The organism is Bradyrhizobium sp. 191, assembly GCF_023100985.1.
GTDB lineage: Bacteria > Pseudomonadota > Alphaproteobacteria > Rhizobiales > Xanthobacteraceae > Bradyrhizobium > Bradyrhizobium diversitatis.
In genome coordinates this window covers 6,449,794-6,466,753 of record NZ_CP064692.1, presented here as the reverse complement: position 1 = coordinate 6,466,753, position 16,960 = coordinate 6,449,794, and the positions used below count along the sequence as shown (strand labels likewise).

The window sequence follows — 16,960 nt, the reverse complement described above, 5'->3', positions numbered from 1 at the left end:
CGTGCAAACCCTGCAAATCCCCGACCGGTCAACTCCCGCCGGGCAATGAACGTTCCCGCGTCGCGGCCTTCAAGGCCGCGAGATCGATCCTGGACGCGATCTTGTCGAGCGCAACAGGAAGGCGCTGGCGCCAGTTCGGGTGCTCGTCGATCGTGCCGGGAATGTTGGGCTGGTCGATCACGCCCAGCAGGTCTTCCATTGACACCGCGAGCAGCCGGGACGGCGTGCGCGACAGGAAGGCGAGCACCGAATAGAGGTCGTTCGCTCGAATCCCGTTCTGGCGCAGGATCTCGTCGAGCCTGCCGAGCGCATCCCAGCGCGCCTGGTCGTTCTCGCCGGGATCGAGCCCGAGCGAGCGCTTCATCCTGAGGTCGCTGAAGGAGCGCCAGCCGGCATAGGTCGACAGGTCATGCGTGTTCAGCGTGACCAGCGCATTGGGCCTGTAGTGGTCGGCATTGCGGAAATGGCCCGCATCGTCGCGCTCGAACATCATGACGAGATAGGACCAGATGCCGAAATCCTGCATCATCTCGCGAAAACCTTCAGGCACGGTGCCGAGGTCCTCGCCGATCACGATGCATTTATGGGCCGCGCTCTCGCGCGCCACGGCCGCCAGCAGCGCCTCGAACGGCATCTGCACATAGGCGCCGTTGTCGGGCTTGAAGCCGCGCGGCACCAGATAAAGCCGTTTCAGGCCGAGCACGTGATCGAGCCTGATGGCGCCGGCATGGCGCATCGACGCCGCGAGCATGTCCGCGAACGGCACGAACGACTGCGCCTCGAGCCCCCCGGCGTTGAAGCCGGCGAGACCCCAGTCCTGTCCGATGGTGTTGAGCACGTCGGGCGGCGCGCCGACGGCGAGATGGCGGGAAATCGCCGTCTGCTCGTTCCAGGCATCGAAGCCGTTGGACTGCACGCCGACGGCGACGTCGAGATAGAGCCCGACCCGCATGCCGAGCCGGCTGGCGAGCTCCTTGGCGGCATGCAGCTGGCTATCGGCGGTCCATTGCACGAATTCGACGAACTCGACCTCGCGCTTGGCCGGGCCATTGCGCAGCTCGGCGCATTTCGCCTGATCCGGCTGCTGCCATTCCGACGGCCATTCCCACCAGGGGGCGTTGAAGCGATGGCGCAGCACCTCGAAGCAGGCAAAGCGGGACAGCAGCGGCGCGCGGGCGGCGCGGAAGGCGTCAAACGCCTTGCGGCGCGCCTCGCTCGCGCTTGTCACGAAGCTGTCAAAGGCGGCGCGAAGACCCAGCCATTTCAACGCCGCCATGTCGGCATAAGGAACGCGATCACCTTCGCGCAGGCGGGCGGCCGTTGCGGCCGCGTCGGGCACGAGGTCGGCCGAGAATTCGGGAATCGCCTCGACGTCGATATAGAGCGGATTGAGAAAAAGCCGGCTGTTCGGCGAATAGGGGCTGCAATCGGCCGGGTGGTCGTCGAACAGGACATGCAGCGGATTGAGCCCGACGCCGTCGGCCCCGAGCTGCTTGGCAAGCCGGACCAGGCCTGCGAGGTCGGTGAAGTCACCGATGCCCCAGTTGCGGTCCGAACGGACGCTGTAGAGCTGGACGGCGAGCAGCCAGCCGCGGTCGAAATCGCCGCCGAAGGCGCGCTCGGGCGCCACGATCATCGGCACCTCTTCCGTCACCCCTTCGGCATCGGTCAGTGTCAATCTGTGATATCCGAGCGGCAGGCCGGCAGGCCAGGCGATGACGGGCTCGCGTGTCTCGCCCTGGGCGATCACATTGCCGTTGCCGTGGATTTTCCATTGCAGCGGCGGCGCACCGATGGCCGCCAATTCCGTGCGCGGATGCCCCAATGCGCGGACCACGACCGGACCGCTGACGAAGCGGTAGACCCGCCTCTCCGGCAGGGCGTCGAGGATGGATTTGAGCGCCTCCGGCGCGGTGACCCGCAGCTTGCCGAGGGCGTCAACGAATTCGGACTGAACGCCCTTGATCCGGGCTTGAGCTAAAAGATCCATTCGGCACGCAGCTTGCAGGCCATTGTTTGGCCAAGGGCATCGATTTTAACGAGGTCGCGGAAGAGGTTAGTCAGGGGTAACTCGCAAACTGCGCTTGCCGTTCCCCAAGGAACCAATGACACACAAGCGGCTTTCTATAATGGTACCAAGCGTCGGTTCCCGGCAAGGGAAACGGGCTCCTGCTTTCTTGTCAATGGCATCACCGTGAACAAGACAATTCAAACTGTCGAAAGTGCCGCAGCCGGCAGCGCTTTCCTGGTCGAGGACGTCTATCCCTCGATCGACGGCGGCCGCTTCGCGGTGAAGCGGATCGCGGGCGAGCCGATCCAGGTCTGGGCCGACATCTATCGTGGCGGCGACGCCGTGATCGCCGCCGCCCTGATCTGGCGCCGCGAGCAGGAGCGCGAATGGCGGAGCGAACCGATGACCCATCACGGCAATGACCGCTGGTCCGGTGCGTTCACGCCCGTTGAGCCCGGCCAATATGTCTACGCGATCGAAGCCTGGACCGATGAGTTCGCCACCTGGTCTCACGCGGTCGCGCGCAAGCGGCGCACAGGAGCCGATGTCAGCCTCGATGCGATCGAGGGCGCCGGACTCCTGACCAAGGCGCATGGCGCGCGACAGGACGCAGCGGCGATCATCATCAGGCAGTGCGAGGACTATCTCAGGAACGGTGACGTCGCTTCGCTGCTCGCAACCGAGCTCGGAGAAGCCATGGCCGAAAGCCAGTCCCGGCCCGACCTGACGCGCTCGCAGCTCTTCCCGCTGACCATAGACCGCGACAAGGCGCGCTTTGGCGCCTGGTATCAGATGATGCCGCGTAGCCAGAGCGCATTGCCGGGCCGGCATGGCACGCTGCGCGACTGCATCGCGCGCGTGCCTGATATCGCCGCCATGGGCTTTGACGTGCTCTACTTCACGCCGATCCATCCCATCGGCCACACAAGCCGCAAGGGCCGCAACAACGCGCCGGTGGCGCGTGACGGCGATCCCGGCTCGCCCTATGCGATCGGCTCGGCCGAGGGCGGCCACGATGCCCTGCATCCCGAGCTCGGCACGATCGAGGATTTCCGCGCACTGGTTGCGACCTGCCTCGAATACCGCCTCGAGCTGGCGCTCGACTTCGCCGTGCAGTGCTCGCCGGACCATCCCTGGCTGACGCAGCATCCGGAATGGTTCAAATGGCGGCCGGACCGCTCGGTCCGGACGGCGGACGGCCCCTATTCCGACATCGTCATCCCCGATTTCGGCTCGGTGGATCGGGCCGGCCTGTGGAACGCGTTTCGCGATGCCATGCTGTTCTGGATCGACCATGGCGTCACCATCTTCGCCATCGACAATCACGACACCGCGCCGCTTGCATTCTGGGAGTGGCTGATCCGCGACATCCGCCACCGTCACCCCGAGGTGATCCTGTTCTCCAAGACCTATGCACGGCCAAAGCTGATGAGGGGCCTCGCCAAGCTCGGCTTTGCGCAGTCGTTCACCTATTTCCCCTGGCGCACGGAAAAGTGGGAGCTGGAGCAATATCTCGGCGAGCTGACGCGCCATCCCGAACGCGATTTTTATCGTCCGCACATGTTCGTCAACACGCCTGACCTATTGCCCTACCACCTCCAGAGCGAAGAGGCCTGGGCATTCAAGTCGCGCGTCGCACTGGCGGCGACGCTCTCGGGCAATTACGGCATCTACAGCGGCTTGGAGCTGCTGGAGCATGAAGCGGTCCCCGGCCGCGAGGAATATCTCGATTCCGAGAAGTACCAGATCAGGCAGCGCGACTGGGACAAGCCCGGCAACATCAAATCCTACATTGCCGGGCTCAATCGCGTCCGCAACGAGAACGCGGCGCTGCAGCAGACGGCCAATCTGCGCTTCCTCGGCATCGAGGATGGCGAGACGATCGCCTTCGCGAAGGAGGCGGCTGATCCGGCCAACACCGTCGTCATCGTGATCGCGCTGTCACGCCGGGTGCGCGAGTTCTGGCTGCCGCTCGGCGACGTCACCATTGACGCCGGTGGACGGCGCCACCATGTGACGGAACTCGAAGACCTTCTCACCGGCGAACGGTCCCGCATCGAATGGGGCGGGATCAGGTTGCGTATCGATCCCGACCGCGACCCGGCGCTCCTGTTCCGCTGCCTGGCGTAAGGGTTCACGCCATGAATGTTCTGTCTTCCGTCGACACCAAGAAGGCTGAGGCTGCGGAGATCGTGGATGAGCTGTGGTACAAGGACGCCATCATCTACCAGCTCCACGTCAAGGCCTTCGCCGACAGCAACAATGACGGCATCGGCGACTTCGCCGGACTGACCGAGAAGCTCCCCTATCTGCAGGAGCTCGGCGTCACCGCGCTGTGGCTGCTGCCGTTCTATCCCTCGCCCGGCCGCGACGACGGCTACGACATCGCCGATTACGGCTCGGTCAATCCCGATTTCGGGACGATGAAGGATTTCAAGCGCTTCATCCAGGAGGCGCAGAAGCGCGGCCTGCGCGTCATCACCGAGCTCGTCGTCAACCACACCTCGGACCAGCACAAATGGTTCAAGCGCGCGCGGCGCAGCCATCCCGGCTCCAGCGCCCGCAACTGGTATGTCTGGAGCGACACCGACCAGAAATACCAGGGCACGCGCATCATCTTCACCGACACGGAGAAATCGAACTGGACCTGGGATCCCGAGGCCGGCGCGTTTTACTGGCACCGCTTCTTCTCGCACCAGCCGGACCTCAATTTCGACAATCCGCGCGTGGTCAGCGCCATCATCCAGGTCATGAAGCGCTGGCTGGACGCCGGTGTCGACGGCTTCCGGTTAGATGCCATTCCCTATCTCTGCGAGCGCGAGGGCACCTCGAACGAGAACCTGCCCGAGACGCACACCATCATCAAGCGGCTGCGCCAGGAGCTCGACGCCTACGCCAAGGGCAAGCTGCTGCTCGCCGAGGCCAATCAATGGCCGGAGGACGTGCAGGAATATTTCGGCCGCGGCGACGAATGCCACATGGCCTACCATTTCCCGCTGATGCCGCGCATCTACATGGCGATCGCGCAGGAGGACCGCTTCCCGATCACCGACATCCTGCGCCAGACGCCGGATATTCCCGCGACCTGCCAATGGGCGCTGTTTCTGCGCAACCATGACGAGCTGACGCTGGAGATGGTCACCGACGTCGAGCGCGACTATCTCTGGACCACCTACGCCAACGATCCCCGCGCGCGCATCAATGTCGGCATCCGCCGGCGCCTTGCGCCGCTGATGGACAACGACCGCCGCAAGATCGAACTGATGAACTCGCTGCTGCTGTCGTTCCCGGGCACGCCGATCATCTATTACGGCGACGAGATCGGGATGGGCGACAACATCTATCTCGGCGACCGCAACGGCGTGCGCACGCCGATGCAGTGGAGCCCGGACCGCAACGGCGGCTTCTCGCGCTGCGACCCGGCCCGCCTCTACGCGCCGCTGATCATGGATCCCGTCTACGGCTATGAATCCGTGAACGTGGAGGCGCAGTCGCGCAGCCTGTCCTCGCTGCTCAGCGCCACCAAACGGCTGATCTCGGTGCGCAAGTCGACGCTCGCCTTCGGCCGCGGCAGCATGACCTTCATCCGCCCGGCCAACCGCGCCGTGCTCGCCTATGTCCGGCAATACCGCGACGAGGTGATCCTCTGCGTCGCCAATCTCTCGCGCGCCGCGCAGGCGACCGAGCTCGACCTGTCACCGTGGAAGGACCGCATCCCGCAGGAGATGCTCGGCCGCACCCGCTTTCCCGCGATCGGCGAGCTGCCCTACATGATCACGCTCGGGCCCTACGGCTTCTACTGGTTCCAGCTGCTGGAACGCGACAAGTCCGAGCCGGTGACGCCGCGCGCGGTGCCGGAGTTCGAAACGCTGGTCGTGCCGGTGAATTCGAACTGGGTCTCTCTCGCTCGCGAGCGCGGCATATTCGAGCGCGACGTGTTGCCGGGCTTCCTGTCACGGACGCGGTGGTATCCCGAGCACAATCCCAAGCAGATCAGGACCGCGCTGACCTCGGCGGTGCCGTTCTGCGACATCGGCGACAACAGGCCCTGGATCGCGTTCTTCGAGACCAGGCAAGGGGACGCAGCCGCGCGCTACGTGCTGCCGCTGCAGATCGAATGGGTGCGCTTCGACCGCGAGCGGTTCAACCCCAGGGCCCTCGCTGCCGTGCGCCAGGGCGCACGCGAGGGCACGCTGCTCGACGTCGCGACCGACCAGATCTTCATCGGCCTGTTCCTGCGCAATCTGTCGCAGCACCTGGTGGTCGAAGAGAACAATCTGCGGCTGGAGTTCAAGCCCACCAGCCGTTTCGCCGACTACACCATCAAGGAGCCCGAACGCATCCGCGCGATCGAGCAGTCGAACAGCACCGCGCTGGTCGACAATCAGTACGTCGCCAAGATCTATCGCCAGCTCGAAAGCGGCATCAGCCCCGAGATCGAGATCGGCCACTATCTCACGGAGGTCGCGCGCTTCGCCAATACGCCGGCGCTGCTCGGCAGCGTCGAGTTGGTCGAGGGTGACCGGCGTAGCGCGCTCGGCGTGCTGCACGCCTATGTCGAGAACCAGGGCGACGGCTGGACCGTGACCACGGGCTATCTCGATCGCTATATCGACGAGCAGCGTGTGTTGCCGGCGGGCGAGAAGCTCCGCGAGACCCAGGGGCAGGCGCCTTACCTGCACTTCGTCGCGCAGATCGGCCGCCGGCTCGGCGAGCTGCATGTCGCTCTCGCCGCAGCAAAGCCGGACGATCTCGCTCCGGAGCCGATCGGCTCCGCATACATCAGGTGCTTGGTATCCGACCTCAAAGCACGCGCCGAACGGGTTCTGGACCGGCTCGCCGAGAGCCGCGACGGACTGCGGGAGGCGGACCGCCCGCTGATCGATCAGCTCGCGGAGGCCCGTGCGAGCCTGTCCGACCAACTGAATGCGCTATTGCCTTCCGGGATCGGCGGGTTGAACATCCGTCATCATGGCGACTTCCGCCTGGGGCAAACTCTGATCGTGAAGGACGATATCTTCATCATCGACTTCGACGGCGATCCGCGTGTGCCGCTGGCCGACAAGCGGCGCAAGGCGCCGGCGGCGCGCGACGTCGCGGGCCTGATCCACTCGATTGACGTATCGATTGACACGGCTCTCAATCGCGCGCTCAAGGGCGCTTCCGACGAGCAGGGCCGGCTCACGGTGGCGCTCGACGAATGGCGCGAGCGCGCGACCGCAACCTTCTTGTCGGCCTACCACGAAACCATGACCGATCGGCGGGTATGGCCGGAAGATCGGCAAGCCGCGGACGGCCTGTTGAGGTTCTTCCTGCTTGATCACGCATTCAACGAAGTAGAGTACGAGCTGTCCCACCGGCCTGAGGGGCTGCATGCGCCGCTGACCGGACTGCTTCGCATTCTGTCCAGTGCCGAGAGCGAAGCCCATGCCTAAACTGCCTGCCGAGGCCTATGCGATCATCGAGGGCCGCCATTCCGATCCCTTCCACTATCTCGGACTGCATCCCGAGGGTGGTCGAAGCGTGGTGCGCGCGTTTCTACCCGAGGCCGTCAACGTCGAAGCGGTCGGCGAACATGGCGAGGTCGCCCCGCTCGACCGCGTCCACGATTCTGGCCTGTTCATCGGCGCCCTGCCCAATGGCTCGAAGCACTACCAGCTCCGCGCAAAGTTCGGCAACGACGTCGTCGAGTTCGAGGACGCCTACCGTTTTCCGCCGATCCTGACCGATTTTGATCTCTACCTGCTCGGCGAAGGCACCCATCAGCGCCTCTACGACAAGCTCGGCGCGCACCCGATGCAGCTCGATGGCGTCGACGGCATCGGCTTCGTGGTGCTGGCGCCGAATGCGCGCCGCGTGTCCGTGGTCGGCGACTTCAACTTCTGGGACGGTCGGCGCCATCCGATGCGGGTGCGCGGCAGCGGCTATTGGGAGCTGTTCATCCCGCATGCGAAGACCGGCGATCACTACAAGTTCGAGATCATCGGCCCGCATGGTCATCTGATTCCGCTGAAATCCGATCCGCTGGCATTCGCGAGCGAGGTGCGGCCGAAGACGGCGTCCATCGTGTTCGACGAAGCGCACCTGCCGCGGCCGCGGCCGGCGCCCGACGGCATCAATTCGCTGTCGGCGCCGATGTCGATCTACGAGGTCCATCTCGGCTCGTGGCGGCGCAAGAACGACAATGAATGGCTGACCTATCGCGAGCTGGCCGAGCAACTGCCGGCCTACGCCCGCGACATGGGCTTCACCCATCTCGAATTCCTTCCCGTGAGCGAGCATCCCTTCGACGGATCGTGGGGCTACCAGCCGACCGGACTCTATGCGCCGACCAGCCGCTTTGGCACACCCGACGAGTTTGCGACACTGGTCGATGCCTGCCACCGCGAAGGCATCGGCGTGCTGCTCGACTGGGTGCCCGGTCATTTCCCCGATGATCCACACGGGCTCGGCCATTTCGACGGCACCTCGCTCTACGAGCACGCCAATCCGCTGCAGGGGCGCCACCTCGACTGGGGCACGCTGATCTACAATTACGGCCGCACCGAAGTGACGAACTTCCTGGTGTCGAATGCGCTGTTCTGGCTGGAGCGCTATGCGATCGACGGCCTGCGCGTCGATGCGGTCGCGTCCATGCTCTATCTCGACTACAGCCGCCCGCCCGGCGCGTGGATTCCGAACCAGTATGGCGGCCGCGAGAACATCGAGGCGATCGACTTCCTGCGCCGCTTCAACACGGAAGTGTTCGCCCGCTTCCCGCAGGCGACCACGGCCGCCGAGGAGTCCACCGCCTGGCCGCAGGTCTCGCGCCCGGTCGAATTCGGCGGGCTTGGCTTCGGCTACAAGTGGAACATGGGGTGGATGCACGACACGCTGAGCTACATCAGCAAGGATCCGATCTACCGCAAGCACCATCACGGCGAGATCCTGTTCGGCCTGCACTATGCCTTCTCCGAAAACTTCATCCTGCCGCTGTCGCATGACGAGGTCGTGCACGGCAAGCGCTCCATCCTCGGCCGCATGCCCGGCGACGAGTGGCAGCGCTTCGCCAATTTGCGCGCCTATTACAGCTTCATGTTCGGCCATCCCGGCAAGAAGCTGCTGTTCATGGGTGCCGAGATCGCCCAGAGCCGCGAATGGAATCACGACCAGTCGCTCGACTGGCACCTGCTCGAATACAAATACCATTCCGGCGTCCAGGCGCTGATCCGCGACCTCAACCGGCTCTATCGCGCGGTGCCGGCGCTCCACCAGATGGATTGCGACCAGGCCGGCTTCGAATGGCTGGTCACCGATGACGCCAACCGCAACGTGTTCGCGTGGCTGCGCAAGGGATTCGACGAGCACGCGCGGTGCCTGGTGATCGTCAACTTCTCGCCGAACGTCTACCAGAACTATCGCGTTCCCGTGCCCCTTGGCGGCAAGTGGAAGGAAGTGCTCAACTCGGATTCCGCCCATTATGGCGGCAGCAATGTCGGGAATATCGGCGAAGTTCATGCCGAGGACGGCGAGCTCCGCCTCACCATTCCGCCGCTCGCTGCGATCTTCCTCGTTCCGGAAAGCTGACTGATGCGCCTGACTGCTGGATCGCCCGCACGCCTCGGCGCAAGCTGGGACGGACGCGGCACCAATTTCGCGCTGTTCTCCGCCAACGCGCAGAAGGTCGAGCTCTGCCTGTTCGACGCACAAGGCCGCCGCGAGCTCGAGCGCGTCGAATTGCCAGAGAAGACCGAGGATGTCTGGCACGGTTATCTCAACGACGTCTCCCCCGGCCAGCTCTACGGCTACCGCGTGCACGGCCCGTACGAGCCCGAGCACGGTCACCGCTTCAACGCCAACAAGCTGGTGCTCGACCCCTATGCCAAGCGGCTTGCCGGACGGCTGGTCTGGAGCGATGCGCATTTTGCCTACCGCACCGGGAGCCCGCGCGAGGACCTGTCCTTCGACCGGCGCGACAATGCGCGGGGCATGCCGAAGGCCGTCGTGGTCGACGAGACCTTCAACTGGGGCCGCCGCGAGATCCGCCCCAACATCCCCTGGGAGGACACCATCATCTACGAGGCCCACGTCAAGGGCCTGACGCAGAAGCGCGACGACGTGCCGCCGAATCTGCGCGGCACCTATGGCGGCCTGTCCTCGCCGGCGATGATCGAGCACCTGAAGAGGCTCGGCGTCACCACGGTCGAGCTGCTGCCGATCCACAGCTTCGTCGACGACCGCATCCTCGTGGAGAAAAAGCTCGCCAACTACTGGGGCTACAATACGCTGTCCTTCTTCGCGCCCGAGCCGCGCTACGCCCAGGACAATGCACTGGATTCCTTCCGCACCACGGTGGCGCGGCTGCACGATGCCGGCATCGAGGTGATGCTCGACGTCGTCTACAATCACACCGCCGAGGGCAACCATCTCGGCCCGACGCTGTGCTATCGCGGCATCGACAACGCTTCCTACTACTGGCTGAACCGCGAGAACCCGCGCTATTACGACGACTTCACCGGCTGCGGCTCGTCGGTGAACCTCACCCATCCGCGCGTGCTGCAGATGGTGATGGATTCCTTGCGCTACTGGGTCGAGGTCTGCCACGTCGACGGCTTCCGCTTCGACCTCGCCACCACGCTGGCACGCGGGCCGAACGGCTTCGATCGCGGCAGCTCGTTCCTGACCGCGGTCCGGCAGGACCCGGTGCTGGCGACCGTCAAGCTCGTCGCCGAGCCATGGGACCTCGGCCTCGGCGGCTACCAGGTCGGCGCCTTCCCCTCGCAATGGTCGGAATGGAACGACCGCTATCGCAGCGCCATGCGCCGCTACTGGAGCGGCGAAGGCAGCCTGATCGGCGACATTTCCAGCCGCATGACCGCGTCGTCCGACCTGTTCAATCACGACGGACGGCGACCGCGCGCCAGCATCAACCACATCACCGTCCACGACGGCTTCACGCTCGCCGACCTCTTCAGCTACAACGAGAAGCACAACGAGGCCAACGGCGAGGACAATCGCGACGGCTCCAACGACAATCACAGCAACAATTGCGGCGTCGAGGGGCCGACCGACGATCCTGATATCATCAGCCTGCGCCGGCAGCTGCGCAAGAACGTGCTGGCCTGCCTGATGCTGGCGCAAGGCGTTCCGCTGATCCTCGCCGGCGACGAGGTCGGCAACTCGCAGTCCGGCAACAACAACGCCTATTGCCAGGACAACGAGGTCGGCTGGGTCGGCTGGGACAACCTCGGCAAGGACGGCGACGACATGATCGACTTCGTCGCCCAGCTCGCCGACATCCGCCGCCGTTTCTCGCAACTGCGCAGCCATCGCTGGCTCGACGGCCGTCCCAAGGACGGCGTCTCCTACGGCGCATTGTGGCTGACGCCCGCCGGCGACGAGATGACGGAGAGCGACTGGACATTCCCGGATGGGCGGTTTCTCTCCTATGTGATGGGCCCGATGGAACCGGGCGGGGCCGCGATCTTTATCGTACTGAACGCCGCTCCCGAAGAGATCGCATTCAAATTGCCCAAGATGACCGAATACAAGAGCTGGCAGCAGCTCCTGAACACGACCGATGCCAAGCTGAATACGATCGACTTCCTGCCCGGGAGCGACAGCAAGGCGCCGCCGCGTTCCGTGCTCGCCTTCGCGGGGGCGCCATGAGGCCGTCCTTCGGGGCGAGGCCGACGAAGGACGGCGTGTCATTCCGCCTATGGGCACCCGCCGCGCGCCGCGTCGACCTCCTGCTCGACCGCGGGCACGCGATGCAGCGCCGGCAGGATGGCTGGTACGTCGCCGAGATTGCCGGCCTCTCGGCCGGCAGTCCCTACAAGTTCAGGATCGACGACGAGATCGACGTGCCTGATCCGGCTTCGGCCTTCCAGCCCGAGGACGTGTTCGGCCCGAGCGAGGTGATCGATCACGACGCCTTCGTATGGCGCGCGCGCGAATGGCGCGGCCGTCCCTGGGAAGAGACGGTGCTGATCGAGACTCATGTCGGCACCTTCACACAGGAAGGCACCTACCGCGCCATGATCGACAAGCTCGATCATCTCGCGGCGACCGGCATCACCACGCTCGAATTGATGCCGCTGGCCGATTTCGCGGGCCGCCGCGGCTGGGGCTATGACGGCGTGCTGTGGTATGCGCCCGACAGCGCCTATGGCCGGCCCGAAGACCTGAAGACGCTGATCGACGAGGCGCATCTGCGCGGGCTGATGGTGTTTCTCGACGTGGTCTACAATCATTTCGGCCCGGAAGGAAACTACCTCGGCCGCTACGCACCGACCTTCTTCACCGACGCGCACACGCCGTGGGGCAGCGCGATCGATTATCGCGTGCCACAGGCGCGAGCCTTCGCCGTCGAGAACGCGCTGTCCTGGCTCGGCGACTACCGCTTCGACGGCCTCAGGCTGGATGCCGCCAACCACATCATGGCTGTCCCGGGCGAGCAGTCCATGCTGCAAGACCTCAGCGTCGCCGCCGGCGAGCTCGCCAAGGCCACGGGACGCCACATCCATCTCGTACTGGAGAACGGCGACAATCGCGCCAGCCTGCTCGACGCCGCGCAGGACCCGCCGAACGGCAAGTATCGCGGCCAGTGGAACGACGACTATCATCACGTCTGGCATGTGATGCTGACCGGCGAGCTCGCCGGTTACTACGCCGACTACCAGACGCCGCGCATGGACCTCGCCCGCGCGCTCGCCTCGGGCTTCGTCTATCAGGGCGAGATCTCGGAATTCTGGGGCAAGAAGCCGCGCGGCGAGCCGAGCGGCCAGCTGCCGCCGGCGGCCTTCGTCAATTTCCTGCAGAACCACGACCAGATCGGCAACCGCCCGCTGGGCGAGCGGCTGGAAAGCCTGGCATCGCCAAAGCAGATCGAGGCCGCCCTCGCGGTGACCCTGCTCGCGCCGATGGTGCCGATGCTGTTTCAGGGTGAGGAATGGGGCTCGACAGTCCCCTTCCCGTTCTTCTGCGATTTCCACGGCGGACTCGCCGAGGCCGTGCGCAAGGGTCGCAAGCAGGAATATGCCTGGGCTTACGAGAAATACGGCGACGAAGTGCCCGACCCGCTCGATCCGGCAACCCTGCAATCCGCCGTGCTCGACTGGACCCGCCGCACGCCGCAACAGGACGCGCGGCTCGCGCTGGTGAAAGACCTGCTCGCGCTGCGTCGCAAGGAGATCGTGCCCCGGCTCAAGGGCGCAAGCTTCGGCGACGCCGAGGCGGCCGACAACGGCCTCGTCACCGCACATTGGCGCATGGGCGACGGCACGACGTTGCGCCTCGTCGCCAATCTGTCGGATTGCGAGATCACCTCAATCCTCAGCGCGGGCACGCCGATCTGGGGCGGCGCCAGCGAGCGGCTCCCGCCCTGGTCGGTGGTCTGGCGTCTCGGAGGTTGAGATGCCTCCTGCCATTCCGCTCGCAACCTACCGGCTTCAGCTCACCGCGGATTTCGACTTCGACAAGGCCGCCGCGGTCGTCCCCTATCTCAAGGCGCTGGGGATCACGCACCTCTATGCTTCGCCGGTGATGAAGGCGCGCAAGGGCTCGACCCATGGCTACGACACCGTCGATCACAGCCAGTTCAATCCCGAGCTCGGTGGCGAGGCCGGCTTCGCACGACTGAGCGAGGCGCTCGAGGCGCACGATCTCGGACTCATCATCGATTTCGTGCCCAACCATGTCGGCGTGCATTTCGCCGACAACCCCTGGTGGCTCGACGTGCTGGAATGGGGCCAGGCCTCGCCGCACGCCGCCTCCTTCGACATCGACTGGGATCAACTGGCCTTTCGCGCCCGCGGCGGCGTGCTGCTGCCGATCCTCGGCTCGTCCTACGGCGAGGCGCTGGAGCGCGGCGACATCGAGCTGCGCTACGATCCCGACGAGGGAAGTTTCTCCGCCTGGTATTTCGAGCATCGCCTGCCGATCGCACCGGAGCGCTATGGCGAAATTCTGCGCGTGATCGTCAAGGAGGCGGACGCGGCGGAAACGGCGGCCGGCAAGCACCTGCTGTCACTCACGACCCGCTACACGGGGCTGCGCCGTCCCAATCGCAAGGAAGCTCCCGGCTTCAAGGCCGAGCTCAAGGAGATCGCGGGCGCCGCCGACATCATCGGTCGCGGTCTCGCCGCCTATCGTGCCGGCAAGGACCGCCCGGCGCAGACGCTGACGCTGCATCATCTGCTGGAGCGCCAGCACTACAAGCTCGGGCACTGGCGGCTTGCCTCCAGCGACATCAACTATCGCCGTTTCTTCGACGTCAACGGGCTCGCCGGACTGCGCGTCGAGGACGCGAGCACATTTGCCGCCACGCACCGGCTGGTGAAGCAGCTCATCGCCGACGGCAAATTACAGGGAATCCGGCTCGATCACATCGACGGCCTGCGTGACCCCGCACAATATTGCCAGCGATTGCGCCGCTTGGTGCGCGACGCCCAGGGCAACACGAAGCCGTTCTATACCGTGATCGAAAAGATCCTGTGCGAGCGCGAGCGCCTGCAGAAGTTCGCCGGCGTCCAGGGCACCACGGGCTATGAATGGATGAATGTCATCACCCATGTGCTGGTCGATCCCAAGGGCCTCGAAGCGCTGGACGAGACCTGGCGGCAGATCAGCAACCGGCCGCCGCGGCTTGCGCCTTACGTCAAGGATGCCAAGCGGCGGGTGCTGGAGACGCTGCTCGCCAGCGAATTCACCGTGCTGTCGCGTCTGCTCGCGCGCATCGCCAACGGACATTACTCGACACGGGATTTCTCGGCCGACAGCCTGCGACAGGCGCTCGAGCTCTATGTGCTGCATTTCCCGGTCTATCGCACCTACCTGACGCACAGCGGCCCGACGGCACCGGACCGCAAGCTGATCGAGGACACCATCGAGCGCGCCCGCGGCGAGTGGTTTGCCGCTGACGAAGGCATTTTCGACTTCCTGCGCGATGCCCTCACCATGGACCTGCTCAAGCCCGGCCGTCCTCCGCACAGCGCCCCGCGCGTGCGCCGCTTCGCGCTCAAGGTGCAGCAATTCACCGGGCCGATGATGGCGAAGTCGCTGGAGGACACCGCGTTCTATCAATTCCACCGGCTGCTCGCGCTGAACGAGGTCGGCGGCGATCCCGCGAGCAGCGGCCTCACCGTTCCCGCCTTCCACCAGGCCATGCAGGCCCGCGCCAGGGAATGGCCGCAAGGCATGACCGCGACCGCCACGCACGACACCAAGCGCGGCGAGGATGCGCGCACGCGCATCGCCGCGCTCAGCGAGATTCCCGGCGAATGGACCAGCGCGGTGGCGCGGTGGAAGGTGTTGAACGCGCCGCATCTGACGCACCAGGGCAGTTTCCGCGCGCCATCGGCGACGTTCGAATACATGCTCTACCAGACCCTGCTCGGCGCCTGGCCGCTCGAGGAGCCGGCCGATGCCGCTTTCGTCGAGCGCATCCAGGCCTATTCGCTCAAGGCCGCGCGCGAGGGCAAGGAGGAGACGAGCTGGCTCAACCCGCATGAAGCCTATGAGAGCGGCATACGGGACTTCGTCGGGAAAATCCTCGACCCCGCCCGGTCCACAGAATTCCTGGAGGCATTGCAAACGCTGGCTCGCCGCGTCGCGCTGCTCGGCACGTTGAACTCGCTGAGCCAACTCACGCTCAAGGCCACACTGCCGGGCGTGCCGGACTTCTATCAAGGCACCGAGTTCTGGGACCTGTCGCTGGTCGACCCCGACAACCGCCGTCCGGTCGACTTTGCCGCGCGCCACGCGGCGCTGACCTCACTGCAAGCTCCGGACTGGAGCGGCCTGATCAAGTCCTGGCCGGATGGCCAGCTCAAGCTGGCCTGGACGCGACATCTTCTCAAGCTGCGCAATGGACTCGCCGACGTATTCGCCCGGGGCGATTATCAGCCGCTCGAGGTGCGCGGCGCACATGCCGACCACGTGATCGCCTTTGCGCGCCGTCATGGCCGCGCGGCCGCGGTCGTCGTCGTCGGGCGTCATTTCGCAGCGTTTACCCAAGGGGGCCGGGAATGGCCCGCGGTGGAAGGCTTCGATGCGACCGTCGATATCAGCGGCTATACCGCGACGGGCCTTGCGGGGAACGAAGTCCGGCTCGCGCAGGCCTGGCGGGATCTTCCCGTAGCGGTCATCGAGGCGCGGATTGCGAACGCGGTGAAGCCGATGCGCCAGCGTGTGCGCGGCTGAGGCTACTTGCCGCCGTCCTTGGTCAGCAGCAACTGGCCGCGCTTCCTGATCGTCGCCTGCGCCATCTCGGCAAAGCGCTGCAACAGCCAGGGCAGCACCACCTCGACCCGGACCTGGTCGTCGGCGACGTCGACCTGACCGGTCGCAATCTGCCCGAGCGCGCGGATGCGGAAATTCATGCTGTCGCCGGTCCAGCGTTCCTCCTCGACCTGCATCACCGGGATGCTTGCCGCGGCGCGGCCAAGCCCGGTCTTGAGCCGGCGCACCGCCTCCTCGCGGCCGAGACGATGCGGGATTGAAACGACAAGCGGTGCTGACATGATTGCTGTCCGGTGATGGCTCTTCCCACATAGTCATGCCCGCCGCACCTGCAAAGGTTCCATGCAAGTTGGACCCTCGGCCTTGTTTCAACGCGGGAACTTTACAACCTGCGGCAAGTTGCCCCCGCACGACGGGACAGGTGCAAACGACCCTTGCAACAGAGGGCTGGAGGAGACTCGCATGTCAATCGGCACGATCATTCTGATCATTCTGATCATCGCCCTGCTTGGCGGTTTCAGCGGCATCGGCGGCGGGCCGTTCTACGGCACCGGCTATTATGGCGGCGGCGGCCTCGGGCTCGTCATCATCATCCTGCTGATCCTGCTGCTGATGGGACGGATCTAGGACGGGACTCCGTAGGGTGGGTTAACCGAGCGGACTGCGCGAAGCGCAGACTGCTTGGCGTAACCCACCACTTCTGTCTCTGCGGAAACCAAAGAGGTGGGT

At 65.2% G+C, this 16,960-nt stretch carries 9 protein-coding genes; 7 read left to right on the top strand and 2 right to left on the bottom strand.

The genetic code is table 11. The annotated features are described in order from the left end of the window. Positions 1–28 precede the first annotated feature (28 nt). Complete coding sequence (malQ, locus tag IVB23_RS30270) at positions 29–1,990, bottom strand: 4-alpha-glucanotransferase (protein WP_247801041.1); 1,962 nt, start codon at positions 1,988–1,990, stop codon at positions 29–31. Positions 1,991–2,194: 204 nt separating this feature from the next. On the opposite strand from malQ, the gene IVB23_RS30265 reads away from it, so the two are divergent. Genes IVB23_RS30265 through treY form a run of 6 tightly spaced genes read left to right on the top strand, consistent with a single transcriptional unit; the run spans position 2,195 to position 16,192 of the window. Continuing rightward, positions 2,195–4,141 carry a maltotransferase domain-containing protein gene (locus tag IVB23_RS30265; RefSeq protein ID WP_247801040.1) on the top strand — a complete coding sequence of 649 codons (1,947 nt, stop codon included), beginning with the start codon at positions 2,195–2,197 and terminating at the stop codon, positions 4,139–4,141. Positions 4,142–4,152: 11 nt separating this feature from the next. Further along, positions 4,153–7,446 (top strand): maltose alpha-D-glucosyltransferase, encoded by a 3,294-nt coding sequence (gene treS / locus IVB23_RS30260; RefSeq protein WP_247801039.1) that lies wholly within the window; start codon positions 4,153–4,155, stop codon positions 7,444–7,446. Further along, positions 7,439–9,577, top strand: a complete 2,139-nt coding sequence (glgB, locus tag IVB23_RS30255) for a 1,4-alpha-glucan branching protein GlgB (RefSeq protein ID WP_061877075.1) — start codon at positions 7,439–7,441, stop codon at positions 9,575–9,577. Before treS ends, glgB begins: the two co-directional genes overlap by 8 nt. A gap of 3 nt (positions 9,578–9,580) precedes the next feature. Continuing rightward, complete coding sequence (gene glgX, locus IVB23_RS30250; protein WP_247801038.1) at positions 9,581–11,659, top strand: glycogen debranching protein GlgX; 2,079 nt, start codon at positions 9,581–9,583, stop codon at positions 11,657–11,659. Continuing rightward, on the top strand, positions 11,656–13,404 hold the full coding sequence (gene treZ, locus IVB23_RS30245) for a malto-oligosyltrehalose trehalohydrolase (RefSeq protein WP_197968906.1): 1,749 nt from the start codon (positions 11,656–11,658) through the stop codon (positions 13,402–13,404). Before glgX ends, treZ begins: the two co-directional genes overlap by 4 nt. A gap of 1 nt (position 13,405) precedes the next feature. After that, positions 13,406–16,192, top strand: a complete 2,787-nt coding sequence (treY, locus tag IVB23_RS30240) for a malto-oligosyltrehalose synthase (RefSeq protein WP_247801037.1) — start codon at positions 13,406–13,408, stop codon at positions 16,190–16,192. Between the two features lie 2 nt (positions 16,193–16,194). On the opposite strand, the gene IVB23_RS30235 is transcribed toward treY, so the two are convergent. Beyond that, positions 16,195–16,512 (bottom strand): polyhydroxyalkanoic acid system family protein, encoded by a 318-nt coding sequence (locus IVB23_RS30235; RefSeq protein WP_061877079.1) that lies wholly within the window; start codon positions 16,510–16,512, stop codon positions 16,195–16,197. Between the two features lie 181 nt (positions 16,513–16,693). On the opposite strand from IVB23_RS30235, the gene IVB23_RS30230 reads away from it, so the two are divergent. Further along, positions 16,694–16,858 (top strand): DUF3309 family protein, encoded by a 165-nt coding sequence (locus IVB23_RS30230; protein ID WP_074117325.1) that lies wholly within the window; start codon positions 16,694–16,696, stop codon positions 16,856–16,858. The last annotated feature ends 102 nt before the right edge of the window (positions 16,859–16,960 follow it).